An 18,990-nucleotide genomic window follows, 5' to 3' on the forward strand; every position below is an offset into this window, starting at 1 on the left:
AGCTTCTCGGCCTGCTCGGCGCTCTAGGCGGCGTCTGCTATCTGCGCCTCGAGCGAGGCGATCTTCTCGTCGCGCTCCGCAATCTGCCTCTCGTAGTCGGGGGCTGATACGTTTCCGGCTTCGTTGCCCCCGACTACCTGCTGCGGTGCCGCCTGCTGGGCCTGCTGCTGCCCTTGCCCTTCCTGGGCTTGCGTGCCCTCCTGCGTGCCATTCTGCTCACCGTCCATGCCCTGCCTGCCTTCCTCGTAGCAGACAGCGCATGCCGCCTGCATCCAGAACCGATGGATGCAGTATCTCGGCACGTCACAAAGTGGCGTTTCGATGTTGGTTAACATTGTCCAAATGATGGTTTGTATCAAAATATTTGACTTTAGCTAATTTATGAGATACGCTACCACGCGAGGTGATGACATGAAACCTGTCGTTGAAGAAGAAATCGCTAAGCTCCAGGACAACCTTCCGCTCATTCGCAATGCAGGCGGCTGGTCAGCAGAGGAGTTTGGCGACATGATTGGCGTCACCAAGCAGACGGTGCGAAACCTAGAGACCAAGAAAACGCGCTTGAGCAAGACGCAATACATTGCGATCCGAGCAGTGCTCGACTACGAGCTTGAAGAGAGACCGGACGACCAATTGCTCGCTTCGGCAGTTAACCTGTCCATGAACTCCGACGACCTGCTCGAACCTGAGAAGAATCAAGCTCGCGCGTTCGTCGAGGGGGCCACAAGAACAGGGCTGGACCAGAAGGCCATTGTGGCGGGGTTGGCTGCCCTCATTGGCGCAGCGGCTGCGGAGGCAATAGTCATGGGTCCGATAGCGTCGGTAGCCATCGGTGCAACGGCGGACACATGGCTCTCGAAAATTATCAAGCGCAACTAAAGCGAAAGCAGCAAACGGTTAGGAGTCACGCATGAGCAATCTAGGTTGGTATCAGGTAATGACCACGATGGCAAAGAGGGTCGGTGGACCCCGACGCTTCATGGCCCTGCTTTCCGGATGCAGTGCGTTGATTGGTGGTGTATCAGTTGCAGGTGGCAGCAAGATCAAGAAGACGGTCGACAAATCTCTAGAGGATAAGAAGCGAATAGCCGATGCTGCTGTTGTGTATACGGTCGCTAAGGAAGGCCACAGCAACGAGGGCCTGGCATTCAACGTCGGCGACAAGTTCAAGGTGCTGGAGGTTGACGGCGATGCTGCCCTCATAGACAAGATCGGTGACGAGAACAGCCCCTATTTCGTGTCCGCGGATTTCTTGAAATCAATATCGAGCTACGTGGCGTAAATCCACATACTGCTTTAGCGCCCGGCCACCTCGTCAAACCCCTTCCGGGCACAGCACTTCTTGTACTTCCTTCCGCTGCCGCAGAAGCACACGTCGTTACGACCGATGTGCTCTGCTGCAGCCCGTGTAGCAGCGACCTTTCCCGCAAGCTGGTCGCAATCGTTGGCGAAAGTCATTCTCATTTCGTTGAACCGCTCATGTGAAAAGGTCTCGTCCTCGTCAAGTGTGCTATCCCACTCCGCAAGCATTAGCTGGAACTTTTTGAAATTGCTGGTCTGTAGGAGGTCTCCCAGGTCGAAAGACACGAGCATCGTGGGTGCTTCTTTGCCGGTTGCGATTGACCACAGTGCCGGGATGATGCCGTTTGTGGTGATGAGCCGGTACCACATCTCCATCGTGATGTGGTTGAGGTCAAGCCGCCCTCCGATTGACTCTCGCAGCGAATCGACCTGCGATGGAAGCAGCCTCACCTGCCGTACTGTCTCCGCAATTGCGGTCCGCATGTCCTCTACACAGTCGAGATCGTCAAATAAAGTGTTCCTATTACTCATCCCGATAATGCACTCTAGGACATACCCAGCATAAGCTAAACAACGAAGAAGAGATCGCCGCGTGCGCGAGTGATGGCGACGTACAACTTCGCCCGCGTCCCGTCTTTCAGATTTACAGGCTTGCCGTCGAGCCACTTCTTCATTTCTGGCGTAGGGAAGATTACGACATCCTCCAACGTCAACCCTTTGGAATCTCCCATATTCATCATGTGACACTCGGTCGGCACTTTAGTCCGCGCATCGTATCTGAGAACCGTAAATTCCCTGTTATGGGATTTTGTCCAAGTCTCAAAATCTGACTTTTTAATCTTCGAGACCAAGCCGAGAGGATTGCTCGCTCTTTCGGCGCTAGAGGTGACCTGTGGCAACTTTGGGTATAGCGAGTTAGCAAGGTCGATTACCGCCTTTGAGCAGCGGAAGGTGGTTCCTAATGCGACCGTATCCGGTGTATAGCCCTTTGCCGTCTGCAAGAACTCAAAAATGTGGGGGACACCTGAGTGTTTGGGTTCGTTGCCAGTGCGGTAGGTCTGTTGACGGGGATCACCAACTATTACCATTTCGGCAGCTTTTTCCATAAGTGTGCCGAGCACGTCATAGTCATAACCTGCGAAATCCTGTCCTTCGTCAACCAAAATTGTGTCGTAGATCGAGCAAACCCTGTTCGTGACCTCGCCGTTCCATTGCTCATCGCACAGCACTGCAAGGTCGGAAAGCCTGCTTTTATACACAAAACCAGGTATGGGACAGTAGTACCGCTCGGCACCACGGCTAATACCCCTACGATTTTGCACACGACCTTCGTTGAAGAGCATCCTGTCAATCCGGTGTGTAAATCCTTGAGCGGGAAAAGGCCTAACGCCGTGTGCGAGCAAAAAAGAAAACCAAGTCATGATGGTGATGTTTGCGGGCACATAACCAAGTTCATTGGCTACAGATGCACGGAATTCGCATGCGTTAGCGTTGGTGTAGGTCAGGTAAAGAACACTGCTGCTATGGCTGCGCTCTGTTGCAATCTTGCGAAGCATGGTTGTCTTGCCAGTGCCAGCACCTGCAATGATAGTCCTCTTGTGATCATCACTGCTGCTCATCAAGCCATCCCAGCCCATCATCAATGTATTTTGGAATGACTACGGCACTGTCAGCATCGAACAACGTGAGCGCGGTATCCGTCTTGTTCCCTTCCATATGCTTGAGGAGCCTAGCCTCGCAATCATCCTCTCTGCCAAGAAGTTTCTTCATGTTTCCGAAGCCGTTTGCTTCTAGCATCTCAGCCTCAAGCGTGTTCCAGTTAATCTTTCTCTCAGGGTCAACGTTGTTTGGGTCGTTCGCCGGGCGAATCTCTTCCACGTAACTGATCTTGACGAACTCAAGGCCGCTATAGTCGCAGTACTTTGCCTTCAAAGATTCAGGATTGCCGTCATTGTCGGTAAGCACAAGCACGCGCTTTCTGATTGCGGAGGCGAGTTCAAGGAACCTCAGAAATCCACTGCCAACCGAGATAACGTCGATACCGTCCTCGATGGGCAATCTACCGGCATGTTTCTTCCTGTAGGCAAGCTGTACGATGAGTTCGTCGGAAGGGCCTTCGACAAGAACTGCGCACCGCGCAAGGACAAGTCGCAGGGTGTCATACCCCGGCAGCTTCCTGAAGAAGTCAAATGTGTCTTTTGGAAGCGACGTAATTGGCGCACAGGCTGCATGTCCAATCTCATTGCCGATCATCTGAAGATTCTCAAGACCGAGCACGTTGGCAACGTAGCTTGAATGAGTCGTGACAATGATCTTGCGGTCAATCGCCCCATCAGACAAAAGCTTGACGAGCTTGTTCAAGTTCACATGGGATAGGTGGTTCTCGGGTTCCTCGAACAGAAGTAGGGTTGTCTTCTCGGGGCGACTCTTTCCGAGTGCTATCCCTGCCTGCATCATGCTTTGTGAACCGGCACCGATATGACCGTACGGTATTTCCTCTAGGCGTACAACGATATTCCGCTTCCAGGACTCGCTTGTGCCACGGTCTGCGACGATGTCAACGCTTCCCATGCCTTCAATGCCGATGCTGGGAAGAGCCGCGTTGGCCTTTGAGAGCGAATCCTTGGCATTCCAGGCGTCGATAGCAATGCGGGCATCCTGAGCAAGTGCCATCTGTTGTCTCTCGCCAAGTCCGTCGATGAAGGTCCTTGTCGCCCTCTCGTCCGCCCGGTTGCCTTGCCAGTCACCGGCGGGGTTTATCATTACCGAGCGGACGGGGATTTTGCGCGGAGTTATCGGTGCGTCAGCAAAGGTCGTCCACTTGAAATCGTAATACTCGATAGGCACGCTGTTGAGACAGCCATCCGGTAGTGCTTCCAACTCCTCCCTATAATCCTCATCGAACTCGACTGTGAAGGTGAAACCGCAGCACTTCTGTCTTTCAGAATTTACGGCGCCTGACAAAAGTTCCTCTTCGCGGCCACCGCCGTTTAGGAAGACCTCTATGCAGATGCGAGGCAGTTTCAGCCCATGCCCGTCGGATGAACCGGCGACAAAACAAGCAACATCAGCGTTATTGAACAATGTCTGAGATAGCGCACGCCTAATGGGCTCCCCTCGGTACATACCCGTAAGCGCAAGGTGTATCGCCTCGAGGATCGTGCTTTTGCCGACGCCGTTGTCCCCCACGAGTATGTTGAGGGGCTTCAAGATATCAATCGCAAGCGGCTCGTGGATGCATTTGAAGCCGCTGATGACGACCTTGTCTATGTCGAATCTTGGTTGACCTGCGTTCGCCTCTAACATCTACACCTATCCAATCTGCAGCAGTCCCTGGTGGAACGCCCCAAGGAACATGAGCTTGCGTGACGATTTCTTCTTGTTGCCGGAGTCGAACGCGAACTCGATGTACGAGTCGCTGATGTCAATGATCCCACCGTAGGCAAATGCCTTGTGGAATACGGAATCGCCAGGTTCAAGGGCATCGATCTGCCCCTGCGCTATGGGCGGCTTCTCCTCGACTGCCTCGCGCCTTTCCAGCATGCCGCTCATCCACCAGCCGTCGCGGTGCCCGGTCACGCGGCCGTCGCCCGGCCTGAAGGTGAACTTCGCGCTGAGCTTCGCGAGTTCGTCCATCTTGGCATCCAGCTCGTAGTCGCCCAGCACCCAGAGGTTGCCCATACGGTCTCGCTTATCGACTGCCTCTACGCCCCATCCAGCTATGGCTTCCGCAACCCAGTCGAGGGGAGCGGCTTTAGCTTCGGGCTTGGCGGGCGTAGAAGGTGCCGTAGCCTCGCGCATAGGCACGGCTTTGCGCCTAGCATCGCGCTTGAGAATATCGACCTTGGATGCTGGCTGCGGAGCCACACGCCCGTCAATAGCAGACTGCAGGGCATTTACTCTTACTCCTCCATCTGCGGCAATGCCAGCAGAAGAAGCATCTCTGGCTGCCGTACAAGCGATGCCCCTCTCTAATCCAAATGTCGCCAAGCCATCGAAGTCGATGAATTTAAAAGGGTCACCGCCAAGTTCTCCATCTGGGTCAAAATGGTAATCTCCGCTCATGTGGAATCAGCTCTCTAAGAGTTGCTGATAGCGCTTTTTCAGCGAATAAGCGTCGGGCAGGCGCGAAATGCGGTTATGTACCAATTCGTCAAACCGGTTTACTTGCGTAGCAACGACATCGATTCCCCCGGCTTCTTTGAGTAGTCCGGCAAAAGTAATGAACCTGAAGGTGAACGAAATGCCAGCTATGGTCTCCCGATGTCCAGTTTTGAACAGCATAAGTCTGGACACATCGTGCGCCACGTAAACAACCTCGACTTCGCGCTTGTAATCTTCACCGCGAATCTCTGCCTCATGCTTGTGATACTCGACGGTGCCGTTCAGCGAGTTAATGTGATCTTGCACGTACTCGTCACGCAGTCCGCCACCATGAGCCTCATAAGCGTGGACGTGCGTGCGCGTCTCAAGGTCGAGGTACTCCACGTCGCCGTATTTCCGCCCAGAAGCGTTCGTCTCGTTGACAGAAGACCCAAGGCCCCGAACAACCCATTTGTCGTAGTCGTACGCGCAGAAGGTCAGGAAGTCCACGAGGCGCTGGTCGAGCACGCCTTTGGTCAAGCTGTTCGCGGCGACAACGTTATTGACGAATGAGCGGATGCCCGCAGGAGTTATTGGTTCGAGCGGGGTGCGCTTCTGGTTCTTGTCGGCCACGAGCACAAGGTAGCAGCGTATGACGTGCGCGACCCTGCGCCTCGTCGTGTAGGGAAGCTCCGCCATGATGTCGAAGACGTCCGCGAGAATGAGGGAGCCGTTCTGGGTCTCGAGAGGGTGAGAGAGTTTCGTCTCCGCCCAGGAGAGGTCAAGCGAGTAGACGGACTTGGCGTTGTTCAGGTAGGGGTTCTCCTGCGTCGGGTGGTACATCGCATTCCAGAGCGCCTTCACCTTGCTGCCACGCGGACCGCACTCGTATATGGCGCGACCTGGGAACCGGTCGGTCGTCTCGAGCGTCAGCAGCTCGTAATACAGCATAAATAGGTACGGCTCGAAGCCAATGTCGGTCAGCTCGCAGACGTTCTCCCAAAGCTCGTCGTTGCGCGAGAAGATGCCGAGCAAACCCCTGAACGTATCTGCAGCCTCGTCGGCCGGCGTGTCACCGAAGTAGGCACCGACGTCCTCGACGTCGGTGGCATGTATTGCAGGGATGTCATCCTGCTCGAACGCCGCGGATATGCCTATGGAGCCGAGCACGCTGCGGATGGCGTCGAACGTTGCGCCAGGAACATTGAGGATGGACCGTATACGATCGAGTCCGAGGTGCTGCTCCATGACCAGCGTGCGAATGAGCGGCGCGCATCCGATGAGCGCGATTGCATATGACCGCGTCATGAACGACTTCTCTTCAAGCTTTTCTTCAAGCTTGAAGTAGTCGCCTGCGAGCCGCGACATGTCATCGTCCACGCAGATTGCCGTGGAGACGACATCACGGAGCTCCTTAGTCGGGGCGTCGCTGCCGGAGAACCAGAGGCTCCACATCTCGGAAAAACGGCCAGCCACCTCCTCCTCGGAAAGCGCGAGCCTGTCGGGTGCATCAGCATAGAACCTGATGACGCGCTCTGCGGCGGCACCCATGACGTTCGGGTCGATTGGCATCGAGGCCCCCAAGAAGGCTTCCGATACTTCCGAGATTGACTCTTTGCTACTCATCGACTCTCTCCCACAAAGGCTTGTCGGTCGCTTCCGAGGTATGCGCAATCTCATCCGCGACCTCGCCAAGCGTGAGGCCGCAGGCGTTGAGGATGGAGAGGAGCTGCTCGACGCTGAGCTTGTACGCGCCGGACTCGAACTTCGAGATCGTCGCCTGCTGCGTACCCATGGCATCGGCTAGGTTTACCTGGGAGAGGCCGGCTTCCTTGCGCCATTTGGCGACAAGTCCGCCGAGCCGTGTGTTTCCATTGGCCATCCCAGTCAGCTCCAATTCGCAAGGGCGTCCATCACATGATATGATACCATCCATAGGGCTCATTCTCCAATAGAATGAACTCAATTAGAGAGCGAGAGGTTATGCCAGAGTTCGTAAGTCTCTACACGGGCGCCGGGGGCCTCGACCTCGGGTTCATAGCAGCTGGCTTCACGCCCGTATTCGCCAACGACATCAACGCCGACGCGATGGAGACCTATTCTGCCGCGGTGGACATGATTGCCGAGCGTATCGGAAAGGACTTCGAGCACGAGATCATAACCGGTGACATTCGCCAAGTCGAAAGGCTCCCAGAGAGAGGCTGCGCGGACTTGGTCATAGGTGGCCCGCCTTGCCAGGGCTTCTCGGTAGCGGGCAAGATGGACCCGAACGACCCAAGGTCGCGGCACGTCTTCGACTTCCTTGCCATGGTGGAGCGCGTGCAGCCCAAGGCATTCGTCATGGAGAACGTGAAGGCCCTCGCCAAGAACAAGAGATGGGCTGGCACGATTGCAGACATCCGTGCCCAGGCAAAGAAAATCGGCTACAAGACCCACCTCGAAGTCCTCAACAGTGCCGACTACGGCGTGCCGCAGACGCGCGAGAGGATGTTCCTCGTCGGCTTCAAGGACGAAGCGGTCGAGTACACATACCCAGAACCAGCCGTCGAGCATCATGTGGGAGTCGCAGAGGCGCTGCGGAGCCTCCCGGCTCTCGGTGAGCCAGGCAACGACCAGACGTGCAAGGCTAAGGTGACCGCAGCGAAGGAGCCGATTCTGAGACAATCACCGTTTGCCGGCATGCTCTTCAACGGACAGGGCCGCCCGATGGACATGAACCGCCCCGCCCCGACTCTGCCCGCCTCCATGGGCGGCAACAGGACGCCGATTGTCGACCAGAAGACCCTTGAGACTGGTGCGAAGCAGTGGGTCGAGACGTATCACGATAGGCTCATGAACGGTGGCGAGGTTGCCACTCGAATACCGAGCCGGCTTCGCCGCATATCCGTGCAAGAGGCGGCAGCTATCCAGTCGTTTCCGCAGGACATGCCTTGGCACGGCTCGCAGAGTTCCCGCTATCGTCAGATTGGTAATGCCGTGCCGCCGAGGATGGCCTACGCAGTGGCCAAGTCTGTGTCAAAGGCTCTCGGTTACGCTCTTGATACGCAGGAGTCGCTTCTAACACGCATGTCGACAAACTAAGAGGTTTCATGAGGGACGATTTCACGCAAAGGACGAAGGACATCTTAGCGAGAAGAGTCTCTTTCGTATGCTCGAACCCAGAGTGTCGAAAGAAGACGGTAGGCCCTGGTGAAACTCCAGATAAGACTGTCAATATAGGAGTTGCCGCCCACATAGCGGCAGCTTCAGAAGGTGGTCCCAGATTCGACCCATTCATGTCGCATGAGGAAAGGGCTTCGGTAGGGAACGGCATATGGCTCTGCCAGAACTGTGCGCATTTGATAGATGCAGATCCAGATAAGTACCCTTCCGACCTGCTGGCTTCATGGAAGCGTCAGGCGGAGGCAGAAGCGCGATCAAGTATTGGCAGAAGAAGCGGGATGTCATCAGAGGACGTCCTCATGCTAAGCGAAGCTGAAACGTTGTGCTCGGACGCCATAGGATGCCTGCGGAACATCGTCGAAAAGGACGAGTCACATCTCTTACGTGACGTCGTATTGCTGCCGAACAAGTATGTGTGCTTCAGTGGCAGTTTCCTAAGCACCGTATACTACGAAGAGCAACCATTGCTGCTCGAACAGTTCCGGTGGCTGAAAGAGCAGGGTTTTCTCGTTAAGCTGAACGAGAGACGAGATGCGCCGCTTTACCGCATAACGAACAGTTTTTATCGCTGGCTACAAGTTACCTAGCATCAGCTCGTTAGGTATCCAAACTCTTATGAGCGGTCACTTTTCCCGAGCTGAACATGGGTGGTTGCTTTTGCAGAGAATCAACCAGCCCAGCAACCCATCCGTTCTCGAACTTATCTGTGCCGCCGGCCCCGGCCGCTGGCCCGGTCGAGCGGTGCGTCGTCGGCGTGCGCCATGCCGGCCGGGCGTCACTCCCGCCCATCGGCGCACACCCTCCGCGCGTTCGTCCGTGCTGCCTCCGTGGCCTCCGCCGCACCGTACGCCCGGTCCATCGTCCAGGCTCGGGCGGCACGGTGCTCGCGTTCCCGCAGGACGCATCCGGCGCGTGGCATCCCGGGCGGCGGCCCAGCCCGCCGATGACCTACCCGCGGTGCCTCTTTGGGGCGGGCAGCTCGGGGAGCATGGCCGATACCATCGCGCCGACGGCCTCGGCGTTCTCCACGTCCACCAGGAGCATCACAGACGCGCCCTCGTAGGGTATCGCCTCGGCTGACAGCAGGGCGCGGGAGGCCGTGGTGTCCTTCACCAGGAAACGGTCGTCGTAGACGCCCCCGAACAGCCTCCCGGACGCGTAGAGCAGGTATTCGCCCATCATCTTGCGCGTGGTGACCTCCGGCACGCCTGCCAGGAGATCCAAAACGTATTCGAGGTACTCGCCGCTCGACGCCATGGGGCCACCCTCCCTGCTCTGGTCTGCACCATTTTATCCGACGGGGCTGCTGCCGCCTTTGGATGATCCGCTTCCGAGCTCGCCCACGCCTGCCCGCGTCGCCTTCAGGCATCCCGTGTTGCCGAAGTCGAAGTACGTGATACCGAGGCCGGTGAAGTCGCCGAGCATCTGCAGGGCAGTTCTGAAGGCTTCGAACTGCACGTTCGTTCTCAGCGTGGGTACGAACACCTGGATCGTACCCGCGGCGCTCACTGCCTTGCAGAAGATGGTGCAGCCCTGCTTGTCGAACGGGATAGCGGCGCTCTTGCGCTGGTGCTCTCCTTTTCAAAAAGCGTCTCAGGCAGATACATCCATACGCTCGCTTGGGCATTCGAGGACGTGAGCACCCCAGGGTGCCTGACGCAAGTGCTGGCTGTGCGCATCTCTCGCTTTTTGGATGTCATGTATCTATTTCCTGTTTCGGTAAAGTGGCCCGATCAGTCGATGGATGAGCTATCGGAGATCGAGGGCCTTGCCATCCTGAACCAGATAGGGGCGCGGGCAATGCTGGCGAGATTTTCCAGAGGAAAGAGATTGTCGTCACCATGGGTAGAGAGCTTCAGGCGCGCCATCGACGAAAAGTTGTATCTGGACTTTGATACGGTAGACGTGGCAAAGCCCGCTGTGTCGTCGAAGGGGGAGCGAGCACGGCGTGAGCGACGGTACCGTCCAGCGGAAACGGGTCGCCGTCCAGGCGCTCGCTCGATGCCTTGCTTTCGAGGATGACTTTGCTGGCCGAACATGTGGTGCACGACTGCCCATGAGCAGGACGTTGCCAGGCAAGTTTGTGAGGCTGCTTCAGGGTGCCGACGGGACCAGCCAGCAACCCGCTTTGACAGTGGTTCTCAAATGGGAATCCAGTGGACGATGGAGGTACCGATGAGTGAGGAAGAGCAGGCGCAAGGGCCCGAAGGGCAAGCGGACGACCAGGATCGCAAAGCTGCCCCGGGCAAAAAACGTGTCCTTGCAATTGCAGCAATTGCGCTGCTTGTTGTTGCTGCCGTGGCATTTTGGTACGTGAACTTCAAGGTGCCGCATGATGCGGCAGTAAAGGCTTTTGACGAGGTGACTGTCGGACTCTCGCAGCGCAACCAGGAGCTTGATGACGCGGTTGCGAGCTTGCAGGGAGTGGTTGACTCCGGCAATCAGCCACTCGACGAGTCGACGCAGGATGCGGCAAGGTCGGCGATTCAATCCGCTTCTGCCGCAAAGGTCGAAGCGCCGCAGATGCCATCGGATACCGAGCAGATAAAGGCCGCCGCGGAAGAGGTCTCTTCCCTTAGGGATTACGCGTCGCCGCTGGAGTCCTTGCGGACCGCCCAGAAGAGCCTCGAGAACAGCATCGCCCAGATGAAGCTCGTCACCAATCCGTCGGGCGATTCTGTGGTGCAGCGTTTGACGGGCCTGGCCAATGTAACTGGAGCTGAGGCTGTATCTGAGGACAACGATCCGAACGGGATGCTTGGCAAGGCTGGGTCGTACACCGCAACCGTCTACTTCAGCTCTGACTTGGTCGACCAGTCCAAGGTCTATCCAAGCACAGGATATACGCCCATCGTCGCCGCTGGCACCGATGGTGGCGGGGCGGTGGAGGTGTACGCGACGGCGGAGGACGCCCAAAAGCGCAATGACTACCTCGCTGCCTTCGACGGAAGCATCCTGGCGTCTGGCTCGCACAAGGTGGTCGGGACGTGCGTCGTCAGGACTTCCAACTTTCTTACCGCTTCGAATCAGCAAGCGCTTGAGGCTACGGTGATTGACGGGCTTACCAAGCTCGACTAGCTGCCATCGCATTTGATCACCTTGCCCCGTCGACAGCCATGTCGGCGGGGCATTCATATGCCGAGCGGTTGGGGGGCGACGCCGCTGACGCTGCGAGGAGGGCGCTGGAGCTGTAGGGGAGGCTTGTCTAGCAAAACGGACACTTCTGCTGCGGGATCGTTAGTGCGACCGGACGCGCTGCCGTTTAGCCCCCTCACACCACCTCGCCCTTGTCGACGAGGATGAGGTCGTCCCTCTCGCCTGCAAGATCCTTGAGCTCGTCGGAGAAGCCTGTGTGCGAGAAGAGGCCCAGCAGGACGCCGTCGTCGTAGCTTGCCGCGAACGTCTCTGCTTTCGCGGCAAGACGGCGGTACTCGTCCATCCCGACGGGCTTGCTTACGTAGTACTTGCACTCTCCCAGGAACGCCTTGGCGCCCCCGCCATCCTGCGCACAGACGTCAAGTTCCAGCGAGCCCGTGCGGTTCCAGTAGCCGCCTATCCTGCTCGGCGTGATGCCCACCCTCCCCTCGAGGCACAGGCGCGCAAGGTCCTCCGCGCAGATTCTCTCGAACTCGAAGGGGACGAACTTGCTCTGGAAGCTCCGGCCCATCGCCTCGAGGCTGGGCCGCATGTTGCCCATCTCGAGCTCGCCCCGGAAGGGCTGCACGTAGGTGAGCCAGAAGCGCAGGAAGCTATCCGACACCTCATAGAGCCCGTTCTTGCTGCGTTCGGGGTAACGCTCGTTGAAGGGGACCCTTCGCTCGAGGAAGCCGAGCGACATGAGGGGCCTCAGGTAGGGGGTGATCTCTTGCGCCTTTCTCCCCAGGAACCTTGCCAGCTCGGACGTCTTCCTGCTGCCTGCCGCCACCCCGGAAAGGATGGAGAGGTAGCTGGCAGTGCCTCTTGTCTCTTCCCCTAGGAGGAACTCAGGCTCCTCGTAGAGGAAGCCATAGGTGGAGAGGACGTTGCGACGTATGGATTCCTCGAAGTCCTGGTCGGGGCTAAAGAGCTCGAGGTACTTGGGCACTCCGTTCGTGATGGCATATGACCGCACCACCGATTCGTAGCTTGACCTTGGGAAGGCCTCACGCAGCTCCTGAAACGCAAGCGGCCTTAGCCTCATCTGCGACGTGCGTCTGCCATAGAGGGGGCTCGTCCGCGAGAGGACCTGGTCCCTCATCATGCTCACGGACGAACCGCAGAGTATGAGGGTGCATCCCGTGCTCGAGAGCAGCTCGTCCCACACGTACTGCATGATTGAGGGCATGGCCTTGTTCGCCCCGATGAGGTAGGGGAACTCGTCGATGGCCAACACGTACGGCCTGCCGGACATGGCGTCCGCGATTGCGCCGAACAGGGGACGCCAGTCATCGAAGCTCGCGTCTGCCAGCAGGCGGTTTTCCGTGAACCTGGCTGCCGTTTGCGCGAAATGCCTGCGGTTGAGTACCTCGTCTTCCTTGGATGCCAGGAAGTAGAGGGAGGGCTTGTCCTGGATGAACTGCTTGATCAGCGCCGTCTTTCCCACGCGTCTGCGTCCGTAGATGACAACGAACGAGCTGCCGCTCTGGTATTCGGCATCGAGCGCGGCAAGCTCCTTCTCGCGGCCGAAGAACGGGATGCTGCGGGACATGGCTGGTCCTCCTTTAGATAAGAGAAACACGATTATTATAAATACGTTTCTCCTTTTCTACAACAGAGAGATGAAGCCCAGCGCGCGTGCCACGCAGCCCTCGCAGCTCCGCCCCTCTCCCCGTTTGCGTGAAGACGGGCAACGTCAGCTCACACGGCCTGCTGCCTTTGCTAGAATCCATAAATTGCATGCGACATGCGCGGGCGTGGCGGAACTGGTAGACGCGCTGGATTTAGGTTCCAGTGGGAGAAATCTCGTGAAGGTTCGAGTCCTTTCGCCCGCACCACGTCGCAGACGCAGAGGAACTGTGCGAGGCGGGCCCTCCCGCCAAGCAGGAGAACAACACTGGAGGAACGTTGAACATCACCGTCACCGCCGAGAGGCCCCAGAACGACCAGGTAGTCGCCACGCTCACCGTGCCCGCTGCCGACGTCGACAAGGCAATCGCCCAGACCTACAGGGACATCGCCCAGAAGTACGCCTTCCAGGGCTTCCGCCGCGGTCGCGCGCCCCGTCCCGTCATCGACAGCATGGTGGGCCGCGCCTCCGTCCTGGCCCAGGCCACCGAGGACGTCATGAACGAGGCCCAGCCCCTGATGTTCGAGGAGCTCGACATCGTTCCCGTCGACCGCCCCAACTACGGTGACGACCCCATCGCCGTGGTGGAGCACGAGGACCTCACCGTGACCTGCACCGTCAGCGTTCCCCCCACCTGCGAGCTCGACTCCTACGATGCCCCCGCCATCAACATGCCTCCCCAGGAGGCCACGGAGGCCGAGATCGACATGCAGGTCGAGCAGCTCCTCAGCTACCACGTGAGCTACGAGGACGAGACCGAGGAGCGCGCCGTCGTCGCCGGCGACGTGATCGTGGCCGACGTCCAGAACAAGGAGGGCGCGCCCGAGCTCGCCGGCACCGACCGCCAGCTGGGCCTCTCCAACGCCTACCTGCCCAGCGAGTTCGTCGACGGCATCGTTGGCATGACCAAGGGCGAGACCAAGGACATCGAGTGGACCCGCGCCCACGACGACCACGAGCACCACGTCGCCGTGACCGTGACCCTCAAGGGCATCAAGAAGTCCGTCACCCCCGAGCTTGACGACGAGTTCGCCAAGAAGAGCTTCGGCTTCGACACCGTGGCCGAGCTGCGCGACGCCGTGAAGGAAGAGATCGAGGGCGACAAGAAGAACAGCCTCCCCGGCCTCAAGGAGGACCGCGTCGTCGAGGAGATCGGCAAGCACCTCACCCTGGAGGAGGTCCCCGAGGCCTACCAGAACCAGGTCTTCTCCGAGCTGGCCAACGAGGTCCTGGGCCAGCTGCAGCGCCAGGGCATGTCGCTTGACATGTACCTCGCCGCGCGCCAGATCAAGAGCGAGGACTTCCTCGCCGACCTGCACGAGCAGGCCGCCGAGCGCGCCCGCCAGTCGCTGGCCCTCGACGCCCTGGCCGCCAAGCTCGAGCTCAAGGCCACCGAGGAGGACGTGCGCGCCGAGTTCGAGCGTGCCGGCGTGGACGACGTCGACGCCTCCATCGACGAGTTCACCAAGAGCGGCCAGATGCCCGCCATCCGCGAGTCCATCCGCCGCACCAAGGCCGTGAAGTGGCTGAGCGAGAACGCCACCGTCACCGAGGTCGACGAGATCGCCGAGGCCCGCGCCAAGAAGGACGAGGAGTCCGGCGAGTAGCAGCCGCCGCGGCGGGGGAGGGCAGGCTCGGAGTTGCCCCACGCCCCCTCCGCATTCGCGCGACCCACGACTAGTAGATGCGCTCCGGGGGTACCAACTCTCGGAGCGCATTCCTCTAGGTTAGGAGAGACATGATCAACCCCACCAACATCCCCCTCATCCCGTACGTGGTCGAGCAGACCCCGCGCGGCGAGCGCAGCTACGATATCTACTCGCGCCTGCTCAACGACCGCATCGTCTTCCTGGGCGAGGAGGTCACGCGCGACAGCGCCAACCTCGTGATCGCCCAGCTCCTCCACCTCGAGAGCCAGGACCCCGACAAGGACATCTCGCTCTACATCGACTCGCCCGGCGGCGACGTGTACGCTGGCCTGGGCATCCTCGACACCATGAACTTCATCAAGCCCGACGTGTCCACCATCTGCGTGGGCATGGCCGCCTCCATGGGCGCCGTGCTCCTCTCGGCCGGCGCCAAGGGCAAGCGCATGGCGCTGCCCAACTCCATGGTGCTCATCCACCAGCCCAGCTCGGGCGCCCAGGGCCAGCAGACGGACATTCAGATCGCGGCGGACGAGACCCGCTGGATCCGCAACCGCCTGAACGAGATCCTGTCCCAGAACACGGGCCAGCCCATCGAGAAGATCAACGCCGACACCGAGCGCGACAACTACATGCGCGCCGAGGAGGCACGCGAGTACGGCCTGGTGGACAAGGTCATCGCATCGCGCATGGAGCAGGCGGAGTAGCAAGCGGGCGCGACGCGCCCTTCGAGGAGAGGCCAGATGGCGATAGACAACAACCCACCCGAGATGCGCTGCTCGTTCTGCGGCAAGACCCGCAGCCAGGTGCGCAAGCTCGTCCAGGGGCCCAACGGGGTCTTCATCTGCGACGAGTGCGTCAGCGAGTGCGCCGACATCATGGCAGAGAACGACGAGGACTTCGTGCCCGAAGGCGACTTCGACCAGTTCGACCTCGCCCAGGGCCCCATACAGAACCTCCCGACCCCGCACGACATCTACGACGAGCTGTCGCAGTACGTGATGGGCCAGGAGGAGGCCAAGCGCGCGATGAGCGTGGCCGTCTACAACCACTACCGCCGCATCGTGTCCGGCGACGACGTGACGAGCGAGGACGAGGAGCGGGTGGAGCTCGCCAAGAGCAACATCCTGCTGTTGGGCCCTACCGGCACGGGCAAGACCCTGCTGGCGCAGACCCTGGCGCGCTTCCTCGAGGTGCCCTTCGCCATCGCCGACGCCACGACCCTCACCGAGGCCGGTTACGTGGGCGAGGACGTGGAGAACATCCTGCTCAAGCTCATCGCCGCCGCCGACGGCGATGTGGAGAGGGCCCAGCTGGGCATCGTCTACATCGACGAGATCGACAAGATTGCTCGCAAGGCCGAGAACCTCTCCATCACCCGAGACGTCTCCGGCGAGGGCGTGCAGCAGGCGCTGCTCAAGATCCTGGAGGGCACCATCGCCAGCGTGCCCCCGCAGGGAGGGCGCAAGCACCCCCAGCAGGAGCTCATCCACATCGACACCAGGAACATCCTCTTCATCTGCGGCGGCGCCTTCGTGGGCCTGGACAAGATCGTGGCCGACCGCATAGGCAAGAAGGGCATCGGCTTCAACGCCGAGCTCTCCCGGAAGACGGAGGAGAACCAGGACGAGCTCATGGCCGCGGTCATGCCCCAGGACCTGCACAAGTTTGGCATGATCCCGGAGTTCGTCGGCCGTATCCCCGTGATCACCTCAACCCACGAGCTCACCGAGGACGACCTGGTGCGCATCCTCACCGAGCCGCGCAACGCCATCGTGAAGCAGTACCGCCGCATGTTCCAGATCGAGGGCGTCGAGCTCGAGTTCGAGGACGCGGCGCTGCGCGAGATGGCCCGCCAGGCCATAGAGCGGGGTACCGGCGCTCGCGGCCTGCGCGCGATCTGCGAGTCCACGCTGCAGCAGACGATGTTCGACCTGCCGAGCGACCTGGACATCACCAAGGTCGTCGTGACGCCCGAGTCGGTGGGCGGCGGCACGTTGCCTCGCGTCGTGCGCGAGGACGCGGGCAAGCACCGCGCGGTGTAGGACACGTGGTCCGCTCGCGCGCAAACCAGCCGTGGTCTGCGCGCGAGCTTGCGTTTTAGCAGGTATTTCTTGAGAGGCGCGCAAACCGGCTGTGGTCTGTGCGCCTCTCTCCCTTTTTGCGCCGCCGCGCGCCTAGCACGGGCTCGGCTGCCGTGCGTTCGCGCCGCCGCGCGCCTAGCTCAACCCCAGCAGCTCCGTCGCGTTGGCGGCGCAGGCCTCGCGCACGTCTCGCCCGCGTATTCCCTCGAGCTGGTCCAGCGTCCGCTCGAGCGAGGCGGCTATCTTGGCGGCCGAGAAGGGCTTGCCCTCCGTGGGTGGGAGGTCCGTCTCGGTGAGGAGCCTGCCCTCGGGCAGCTGTCGGGCGTACTCGCGGCCGCGCCTGGTGGCGAGCATCATCTCGTTGACCGAGAACCAGCAGCCCGCCTTCACGGCGCGGTGCAGCTCGTCGCTGGTGCCGCTGAACCAGTGGAAGACGCAGGCGCAGCGCTCGAGGGCGCGCGTGCGCTCCAGGACGTCGAGCACCGTGCCGACGCACCTCACGGAGTGGATCGAGAGTACGCGCGGCCTGCCGTCCGGACCGGGCCCCGATGCGGCTGCGGCGCAGACGCGCTCGAGGGACGCGAGCTGGCGTGCCTCGCTTCCCAGGTCGACGTGGGCAGGCGAGAGGTCCATGCCTATCTCGCCCACGAAGCCCTCCCGGCTGGCGAGCCGTGCCGCCAGCGCGACGTCGGCGTCCGTCATGCGGCCGTCCGCCACCCACCAGGGATGCGCCCCCACGGCGAGACGGACGTTGGGGGCGTCTTTGAGCTCCTCGCGCGCCCGCAGGTAGCCCTCCGGAGTCACGCTGCAGGCGAGTATGGCCAGGCCGAGCCCCTCGGCCTCCGCGGCCACCTCGCGCGCGTTGGACATGAGGTCGAGGTGGCAGTGCATGTCTGCCAGCCGCCAGCCCACGCTAGCGCCAGCCCTGGTGGTCGAGCTCGTTGGAGAGCCCCGCGAGGTCGCAGATCACCCGTCCGGCGATCATCTGGCCCATGATGGGGGGCAGGTAGCTCATGGTCCCCAGTATGGAGTGGCTGCGGTCTCGCCTGCCGTCGGGGCCGGTGCCACCCTCGACGGGGATGGGCGGCTCGTCGGAATAGAGGACCCTGAGGCCGCGTATGCCGCGCTTGCGGCACTCCTTGCGCATCACGCGCGCTATGGGGTCCACGTCCGTCCTCTCTATGGTCGAGAAGCGCAGACGGCAGGGGTTGAGCTTGTTTGCCCCTCCCATGCTGGAGAGGAGGGGGATGCCCTCGTCCTGACACCAGCGGGCGATGGCCAGCTTCTGAGACACGGTGTCGATGGCGTCGACTGCGTAGTCGGGACGGGGGAGGGCGGCGAGCGCGTCGGTCAGGCCGTCCTTGCCCAGGAAGGCGTGGAGGGCCGTGACCTGGCAGTCGGGGTTGATGTCGCGCACGAGGTGCTCCATGACCTCGCTCTTGGGCTGGCCCAGCGTGTGCTGCCATGCCACGGCCTGCCGGTTGAGGTTGCTGGGGGCCACCACGTCGCGGTCCACCAGCACGAGGGAGCCCACGCCGCCTCGTGCGAGCGCCTCCGCGCAGTTGGAGCCCACGCCACCCAGCCCCAGCACCATGACGCGGCTCGCCTGCACGCGCGCCAGGGCCGCGTCGCCCATGACCAGCCTCAGGCGGTCGCTTGCGGTTTCGACCTCGGGCGCGACGCCGCTCTCGCTTTGCCGGGGCATGGGTGGGGCTCCCTTCTGCATGGCACGGGCTCCCTTCGCCTTGGGCCTCGTGTTTGCGTACCAGCCGATTGTAGGTGCCAGACGGAGCGCGTGGGCGCCAAAGGGACAGGCCAGAGCCCAAAGGTGAGCATTTTGGGCGATAAAAAAACTAGCAATGTTCCGCAAAGTCAAGAAGATATAGGCGGACGGCATCTTGACCCAAAATTTAATCTGATTCGTCTGCACTGTCTACGTCTGTATATG

20 protein-coding genes and 1 tRNA gene are annotated in these 18,990 nt (G+C 60.3%); 9 read left to right on the plus strand and 12 right to left on the minus strand.

The features are described 5' to 3' along the window. Positions 1-23 precede the first annotated feature (23 nt). The gene (locus HMPREF1868_RS09825; RefSeq protein WP_062530082.1) at positions 24-227 is read right to left on the minus strand and encodes a hypothetical protein; all 204 of its coding nucleotides are present in this window, start codon (positions 225-227) and stop codon (positions 24-26) included. Positions 228-411: 184 nt separating this feature from the next. Here HMPREF1868_RS09825 and HMPREF1868_RS02610 point away from each other — a divergent pair, with 184 nt between their 5' ends. Further along, a complete protein-coding gene (locus HMPREF1868_RS02610; protein WP_062530085.1) occupies positions 412-879 on the plus strand; it encodes a helix-turn-helix transcriptional regulator in 468 nt (155 codons plus the stop codon). A 31-nt stretch (positions 880-910) separates the two neighbouring features. Continuing rightward, the gene (locus HMPREF1868_RS02615; RefSeq protein ID WP_062530087.1) at positions 911-1,282 is read left to right on the plus strand and encodes a hypothetical protein; all 372 of its coding nucleotides are present in this window, start codon (positions 911-913) and stop codon (positions 1,280-1,282) included. Between the two features lie 14 nt (positions 1,283-1,296). Here HMPREF1868_RS02615 and HMPREF1868_RS02620 read toward each other — a convergent pair whose 3' ends face one another. Genes HMPREF1868_RS02620 through HMPREF1868_RS02640 form a run of 6 tightly spaced genes read right to left on the minus strand, consistent with a single transcriptional unit; the run spans position 1,297 to position 7,267 of the window. After that, on the minus strand, positions 1,297-1,833 hold the full coding sequence (locus HMPREF1868_RS02620) for an SEC-C metal-binding domain-containing protein (RefSeq protein ID WP_082719487.1): 537 nt from the start codon (positions 1,831-1,833) through the stop codon (positions 1,297-1,299). 35 nt (positions 1,834-1,868) lie between these two features. Further along, positions 1,869-2,921 carry a UvrD-helicase domain-containing protein gene (locus HMPREF1868_RS09530; RefSeq protein ID WP_197414927.1) on the minus strand — a complete coding sequence of 351 codons (1,053 nt, stop codon included), beginning with the start codon at positions 2,919-2,921 and terminating at the stop codon, positions 1,869-1,871. Continuing rightward, positions 2,908-4,608 carry an ATP-dependent nuclease gene (locus HMPREF1868_RS02625; protein ID WP_062530090.1) on the minus strand — a complete coding sequence of 567 codons (1,701 nt, stop codon included), beginning with the start codon at positions 4,606-4,608 and terminating at the stop codon, positions 2,908-2,910. Before HMPREF1868_RS02625 ends, HMPREF1868_RS09530 begins: the two co-directional genes overlap by 14 nt. 6 nt (positions 4,609-4,614) lie before the next feature. Further along, entirely contained in the window at positions 4,615-5,367 is a 753-nt protein-coding gene (locus HMPREF1868_RS09680) for a hypothetical protein (RefSeq protein ID WP_156439385.1), read from the minus strand. A 6-nt stretch (positions 5,368-5,373) separates the two neighbouring features. Continuing rightward, the gene (locus tag HMPREF1868_RS02635; protein WP_062530094.1) at positions 5,374-7,011 is read right to left on the minus strand and encodes a hypothetical protein; all 1,638 of its coding nucleotides are present in this window, start codon (positions 7,009-7,011) and stop codon (positions 5,374-5,376) included. Beyond that, entirely contained in the window at positions 7,004-7,267 is a 264-nt protein-coding gene (locus HMPREF1868_RS02640) for a helix-turn-helix domain-containing protein (RefSeq protein ID WP_062530096.1), read from the minus strand. Before HMPREF1868_RS02640 ends, HMPREF1868_RS02635 begins: the two co-directional genes overlap by 8 nt. A gap of 101 nt (positions 7,268-7,368) precedes the next feature. Here HMPREF1868_RS02640 and HMPREF1868_RS02645 point away from each other — a divergent pair, with 101 nt between their 5' ends. Both HMPREF1868_RS02645 and HMPREF1868_RS09685 read left to right on the plus strand, forming a co-directional pair. Continuing rightward, complete coding sequence (locus HMPREF1868_RS02645) at positions 7,369-8,466, plus strand: DNA cytosine methyltransferase (RefSeq protein ID WP_062530098.1); 1,098 nt, start codon at positions 7,369-7,371, stop codon at positions 8,464-8,466. 8 nt (positions 8,467-8,474) lie between these two features. Beyond that, positions 8,475-9,134, plus strand: coding sequence for a hypothetical protein (locus HMPREF1868_RS09685; protein ID WP_156439386.1), 660 nt, complete (start codon positions 8,475-8,477; stop codon positions 9,132-9,134). 361 nt (positions 9,135-9,495) lie between these two features. On the opposite strand, the gene HMPREF1868_RS02655 is transcribed toward HMPREF1868_RS09685, so the two are convergent. Next, positions 9,496-9,804 (minus strand): TfoX/Sxy family protein, encoded by a 309-nt coding sequence (locus HMPREF1868_RS02655; protein ID WP_062530103.1) that lies wholly within the window; start codon positions 9,802-9,804, stop codon positions 9,496-9,498. A gap of 33 nt (positions 9,805-9,837) precedes the next feature. Further along, positions 9,838-10,005 carry a hypothetical protein gene (locus tag HMPREF1868_RS02660; RefSeq protein ID WP_156439387.1) on the minus strand — a complete coding sequence of 56 codons (168 nt, stop codon included), beginning with the start codon at positions 10,003-10,005 and terminating at the stop codon, positions 9,838-9,840. A gap of 717 nt (positions 10,006-10,722) precedes the next feature. Between HMPREF1868_RS02660 and HMPREF1868_RS02665 the strand changes: the two genes are divergently transcribed. Beyond that, a complete protein-coding gene (locus tag HMPREF1868_RS02665; RefSeq protein WP_062530107.1) occupies positions 10,723-11,625 on the plus strand; it encodes a hypothetical protein in 903 nt (300 codons plus the stop codon). 193 nt (positions 11,626-11,818) lie between these two features. On the opposite strand, the gene HMPREF1868_RS02670 is transcribed toward HMPREF1868_RS02665, so the two are convergent. After that, positions 11,819-13,234, minus strand: coding sequence for an ATP-binding protein (locus tag HMPREF1868_RS02670; RefSeq protein ID WP_062530109.1), 1,416 nt, complete (start codon positions 13,232-13,234; stop codon positions 11,819-11,821). Positions 13,235-13,433: 199 nt separating this feature from the next. Here HMPREF1868_RS02670 and HMPREF1868_RS02675 point away from each other — a divergent pair. The 4 genes from HMPREF1868_RS02675 to clpX all read left to right on the plus strand — a co-directional run bounded on the left by HMPREF1868_RS02675 (position 13,434) and on the right by clpX (position 17,003). Beyond that, a tRNA-Leu gene (locus HMPREF1868_RS02675) sits at positions 13,434-13,520 on the plus strand. A gap of 70 nt (positions 13,521-13,590) precedes the next feature. Continuing rightward, positions 13,591-14,919, plus strand: coding sequence for a trigger factor (gene tig / locus HMPREF1868_RS02680; protein ID WP_062530111.1), 1,329 nt, complete (start codon positions 13,591-13,593; stop codon positions 14,917-14,919). Between the two features lie 131 nt (positions 14,920-15,050). Next, positions 15,051-15,665 carry an ATP-dependent Clp protease proteolytic subunit gene (locus HMPREF1868_RS02685; protein WP_009279452.1) on the plus strand — a complete coding sequence of 205 codons (615 nt, stop codon included), beginning with the start codon at positions 15,051-15,053 and terminating at the stop codon, positions 15,663-15,665. Positions 15,666-15,701: 36 nt separating this feature from the next. Next, positions 15,702-17,003, plus strand: a complete 1,302-nt coding sequence (clpX, locus tag HMPREF1868_RS02690; protein WP_009279451.1) for an ATP-dependent Clp protease ATP-binding subunit ClpX — start codon at positions 15,702-15,704, stop codon at positions 17,001-17,003. A gap of 174 nt (positions 17,004-17,177) precedes the next feature. Here clpX and HMPREF1868_RS02695 read toward each other — a convergent pair whose 3' ends face one another. Together HMPREF1868_RS02695 and HMPREF1868_RS02700 are read right to left on the minus strand one after the other, a co-directional pair. Beyond that, complete coding sequence (locus tag HMPREF1868_RS02695; RefSeq protein WP_062530113.1) at positions 17,178-17,954, minus strand: TatD family hydrolase; 777 nt, start codon at positions 17,952-17,954, stop codon at positions 17,178-17,180. A 1-nt stretch (position 17,955) separates the two neighbouring features. Next, on the minus strand, positions 17,956-18,747 hold the full coding sequence (locus HMPREF1868_RS02700; RefSeq protein ID WP_062530115.1) for a tRNA threonylcarbamoyladenosine dehydratase: 792 nt from the start codon (positions 18,745-18,747) through the stop codon (positions 17,956-17,958). Between the last annotated feature and the right edge of the window lie 243 nt (positions 18,748-18,990).

This window comes from Olsenella sp. DNF00959 (assembly GCF_001553055.1).
Taxonomy (GTDB): domain Bacteria; phylum Actinomycetota; class Coriobacteriia; order Coriobacteriales; family Atopobiaceae; genus Olsenella_I; species Olsenella_I phocaeensis.

Excerpts from the sequence above, each read along its gene's own strand:
- HMPREF1868_RS09680 (WP_156439385.1), bottom strand. The coding sequence starts at position 5,367 with ATGAGCGGAGATTACCATTTTGACCCAGATGGAGAACTTGGCGGTGAC.
- HMPREF1868_RS02665 (WP_062530107.1), top strand. The coding sequence starts at position 10,723 with ATGAGTGAGGAAGAGCAGGCGCAAGGGCCCGAAGGGCAAGCGGACGAC.
- HMPREF1868_RS02625 (WP_062530090.1), bottom strand. The coding sequence starts at position 4,608 with ATGTTAGAGGCGAACGCAGGTCAACCAAGATTCGACATAGACAAGGTC.
- HMPREF1868_RS09685 (WP_156439386.1), top strand. The coding sequence starts at position 8,475 with ATGAGGGACGATTTCACGCAAAGGACGAAGGACATCTTAGCGAGAAGA.
- HMPREF1868_RS02685 (WP_009279452.1), top strand. The coding sequence starts at position 15,051 with ATGATCAACCCCACCAACATCCCCCTCATCCCGTACGTGGTCGAGCAG.
- HMPREF1868_RS02620 (WP_082719487.1), bottom strand. The coding sequence starts at position 1,833 with ATGAGTAATAGGAACACTTTATTTGACGATCTCGACTGTGTAGAGGAC.
- HMPREF1868_RS02615 (WP_062530087.1), top strand. The coding sequence starts at position 911 with ATGAGCAATCTAGGTTGGTATCAGGTAATGACCACGATGGCAAAGAGG.
- HMPREF1868_RS02700 (WP_062530115.1), bottom strand. The coding sequence starts at position 18,747 with ATGCCCCGGCAAAGCGAGAGCGGCGTCGCGCCCGAGGTCGAAACCGCA.
- HMPREF1868_RS02640 (WP_062530096.1), bottom strand. The coding sequence starts at position 7,267 with ATGGCCAATGGAAACACACGGCTCGGCGGACTTGTCGCCAAATGGCGC.
- HMPREF1868_RS02670 (WP_062530109.1), bottom strand. The coding sequence starts at position 13,234 with ATGTCCCGCAGCATCCCGTTCTTCGGCCGCGAGAAGGAGCTTGCCGCG.
- clpX (WP_009279451.1), top strand. The coding sequence starts at position 15,702 with ATGGCGATAGACAACAACCCACCCGAGATGCGCTGCTCGTTCTGCGGC.
- HMPREF1868_RS02645 (WP_062530098.1), top strand. The coding sequence starts at position 7,369 with ATGCCAGAGTTCGTAAGTCTCTACACGGGCGCCGGGGGCCTCGACCTC.
- HMPREF1868_RS02655 (WP_062530103.1), bottom strand. The coding sequence starts at position 9,804 with ATGGCGTCGAGCGGCGAGTACCTCGAATACGTTTTGGATCTCCTGGCA.
- HMPREF1868_RS02635 (WP_062530094.1), bottom strand. The coding sequence starts at position 7,011 with ATGAGTAGCAAAGAGTCAATCTCGGAAGTATCGGAAGCCTTCTTGGGG.
- HMPREF1868_RS02610 (WP_062530085.1), top strand. The coding sequence starts at position 412 with ATGAAACCTGTCGTTGAAGAAGAAATCGCTAAGCTCCAGGACAACCTT.
- HMPREF1868_RS09825 (WP_062530082.1), bottom strand. The coding sequence starts at position 227 with ATGGACGGTGAGCAGAATGGCACGCAGGAGGGCACGCAAGCCCAGGAA.
- HMPREF1868_RS09530 (WP_197414927.1), bottom strand. The coding sequence starts at position 2,921 with ATGAGCAGCAGTGATGATCACAAGAGGACTATCATTGCAGGTGCTGGC.